Raw genomic sequence first — 2,849 nt, 5'->3', positions numbered from 1 at the left:
TGTGGGAGAGTAGGTCACCGCCGGACACTATTTACACCTCAGGCCCCGACAACGACAGTCGGGGCCTGAGTCATTTAACCCCCAAACCAAAACCCCGCACCACCCGCCGCCGCTGGATTCCCGCCACCCCACCGGACACCCCCAGCAACCGTCAGCGGGGGAACTTGCGGCCATGGATCCAGGCGAGGACTTCGATCGCGAGGCCCCCGGCGGCTCCTGCAAGAAGCGCGGCCCGCAGCAGCTCAGCCGGCGGCCAGAGCAGGTTGAAGAAGTCCTGCGCGATCGGTACGTTGAGCAGGGTTACCAGGCTTGCGCACATGGCGAGCACGAGTGCCAGCTTCTTTGCATCGAGCGGCCGGGCCACAACGGAGAGAATCCACAGCCCGACAATCGACAACGTGATTACTGATGCTGCCTGCAGCGCTTGTGTCCCGGAGCCAAAGCCGGCCGCCCCCGTGTAGGCAGTCAACCCAATCAGCGACCCCGCGACAATGAGGCCCGCCGGTATGGAGAACGACAGCGAGCGGCGGAGGAATCCGGGCCGATAGCGCCGGGTATTGGGCATGAGTGCCAGGAAGAAGGCCGGGACTCCGATGGTCAGCCCATCGATGAAGGACAGCTGGCGCGGGAGAAACGGAAACTGCAATTGCAGGAGCCCAAAGCTTGTCGCAACCGCGATGGAATAGGCCGTTTTACTCAGGAAGAGATTCGAGACCCGTTCAACATTGGCGATGACTTGCCGGCCCTGGGCCACAACCCCAGGAAGCCTGTCGAAGCGGCCGTCCAGCAGTACCAGCCGGGCCACGGCTTTGGTGGCTGCGGCCGCGGAGTCCATCGCTATGCCGATATCCGCCACTTTCAGAGCCAGCGCATCATTGACTCCGTCGCCGGTCATTGCCACGGTATGCCCGCGGCGCTGTAGAGCTGCCACCATGTCTTTTTTCTGCGCTGGGCTGACCCTGCCGAAAACCGTGTTGCTTTCCATCACATCCTCAAGCGCGCCTGTCTCTTCCGGCAGCGTGCGGGCATCGTAGCCGTCCCGGACCTCGAGTCCCAGCTGCCGCGCAATCGCCGCGACAGTGCGGGGGTCGTCGCCGGAGATGATCTTCAACTCAACGCCCTCCTCACGGAAGTAGGCCAGGGTCTGCCGCGCATCGGGCCGGATCTGCTCCCGGAACGTCAGCACCACGACGGGCCTCACGCCGGCCGGCAGCGTCGTCCCGTCTCCGGATAGGCCCGCACTGTTGGCATAGGCCAGCAGGAGGGTCCGCAGCCCCGAAGCCGCCAGCTTTCCGGCCTGCCCGAGTACCTCTTCCGACGCCGACTCCGCGCCGGTTCTGCCAGAAATCCCGGCGTCGTCGTCGGGGAGCACCATTTCCGGCGCACCCAGAATCCAGGAGTGCCTGTCCCCGCTTCCGCCGTCGAAGGTGACTGAGCTCCACTTCCGGGCGGAAGAAAACGGCACAGACGACACAGCCGGGCTGCCGCCGTCGTTCTCAAAGGCCGCGGCGAGACAGCGCGCCGTCGCGTTCGCCTCGGAATCTGACGCGAACCAGCCGAGTGCCCGTTCCCAGCCCGGTTCCGCAGGCTGTGCCAGTTCGTGCACGCCGTCGAAGACGATCCCGCCTTCCGTGAGCGTACCGGTCTTGTCCAGGCACAGGACATCGACCCGCGCGAGGCCTTCGACCGCTGCCAGCTCCTGAATGAGAACCTTCCCGCGAGCCAGCCGGAGCGCGCCGACGGCGAAGGCCACACTCGAGAGCAGGACAAGCCCCAGAGGTACCATGGCGATGACGCTGGCGATCACGCCGACCAAAGCGGAGGTCCAGGTACCGCTGGTGAAGGCTTCTTCCCAGCCGCCGCGGGCCTGCATCTCGCCATTCGCGACGATAAGGGCGACCGGCAGCAGCGCCCAGGTGAGCCAGCCAAGGATCCGGTTGAGGCTGTTGCGGATTTCGGAGTTCACCAGGGAAAAGCGTTTGGCGTCGGCCGTGAGTTTGCTGGCGAAGGATTCGGCGCCCACCCGGATAACCCGTGCTGTGCCGCGGCCGGCAACAATGGTCGAGCCGGAGAGGACCTCGGTACCCGCGTCCTTGTCCACCGGGTCCGATTCGCCGGTGAGGAGTGATTCGTCGGCTTCCAGTCCGCCGCTTTCGAGGACCCAGGCGTCTGCGGTGACTTGGTCTCCGGCCCGCAGCACCACCACGTCGTCACGCACGACGCCGGCAGTAGCGATGTCCTGGATGTCACCGTCGCGCAGTACCCGGGCCAGCGGGGCATCCATGACCGCCAGCTGGTCAAGGGATTTCTTGGCCCGGTATTCCTGCACGACACCGATTACGGCGTTCCCCGCCGCCGCGAGCCCGAAGAGGGCATCCTGCCAGCTGCCCAGCAGCAGCAGGATAGTAAAGCTGGTGACCACAATGGCATTGAACAGTGTCAGCACATTCGCCCGGATGATCTCCCACAGGCTGCGGCTCGTTGTGTCGGGCACCTGGTTGGCTAGGCCACTCGCCACCCGGGAGGCAACCTCACCCGCGGAGAGGCCGGCGGCGGCGGGCCCGGATACACGCCGATATGGAAGTACGGGTCCGGGGTGCCGAGGTTGGGACATCCACTGATCGTAACCGGCCCGGGGTCCGGAACGGGTGACGCACGGCATACCCTCTGTTTTCGGGGGCTGGGTTGGTTTAGCGCGCTGGCGAGGCGCCCCGGCCTTCTGTGGCAGGGTCTCTGACCGCGGGTGGGGCTGGTCCCGGGGAATCATGTCAAGATGCGCGCGTAGCTTTCTTCGTGGAATCATTCGAAAGTGCGCGCGTGGACGGCATGGTTTTGGGTCCTTGTTTGCT

Annotated in this window: 1 protein-coding gene; it reads right to left on the bottom strand. The window is 65.4% G+C overall.

Features of this window, described 5'->3' with window-relative positions:
• Positions 1 to 151: 151 nt before the first annotated feature.
• Positions 152 to 2,614 (bottom strand): HAD-IC family P-type ATPase, encoded by a 2,463-nt coding sequence (locus RCH07_RS19105; protein ID WP_442784872.1) that lies wholly within the window; start codon positions 2,612 to 2,614, stop codon positions 152 to 154.
• Between the last annotated feature and the right edge of the window lie 235 nt (positions 2,615 to 2,849).

The sequence above is a fragment of the Arthrobacter sp. CG_A4 genome (assembly GCF_035985125.1).
In the GTDB taxonomy this organism is placed as follows: domain Bacteria; phylum Actinomycetota; class Actinomycetes; order Actinomycetales; family Micrococcaceae; genus Arthrobacter.
This window is presented reverse-complemented; position numbering and strand designations above follow the sequence as displayed.